The sequence below is a fragment of the Rhizohabitans arisaemae genome (assembly GCF_025996515.1).
GTDB lineage: Bacteria > Actinomycetota > Actinomycetes > Streptosporangiales > Streptosporangiaceae > Rhizohabitans > Rhizohabitans arisaemae.
This window is the reverse complement of record NZ_BLRH01000020.1, coordinates 1-297: the sequence shown is the minus strand read 5'-3', so window position 1 is coordinate 297 and position 297 is coordinate 1. Positions and strand designations below refer to the sequence as shown.

1 pseudogene is annotated in these 297 nt (G+C 69.7%); it reads right to left on the bottom strand.

Annotation, left to right across the window (positions count from 1 at the left end):
• Positions 1 to 2 precede the first annotated feature (2 nt).
• Positions 3 to 297: pseudogene (locus RUR_RS08400) on the bottom strand (glutamine synthetase family protein); the annotation flags it as partial.

Here is a 297-nt window from a genome sequence, read left to right as displayed (position 1 = left end):
GTTCACAGGTGGTAGGCGTACTCGCGGAGTTCCCAGTCGGTGACGAATCTGGAGAAGCGTTCGACCTCATCGCGTTTGTAGGCGAGGTAGGCCTCGGCGAACTGTTTGCCGAGGACGTCCGCGAGGTCGGTGTCGGCTTGGAAGGCGTCGAGCGCGGCCGGGAGCGTCATCGGCAGGACGGCGGCTTCGGCGGGGCGGTAGCCGTACCCCTCCAGCGGCGGCGGCGGGGTGAGGCGGTCCCGGATGCCGAGGTGTACGGCGGCGAGGACGCCGGCGATGCCGAGGTAGGGGTTGGCG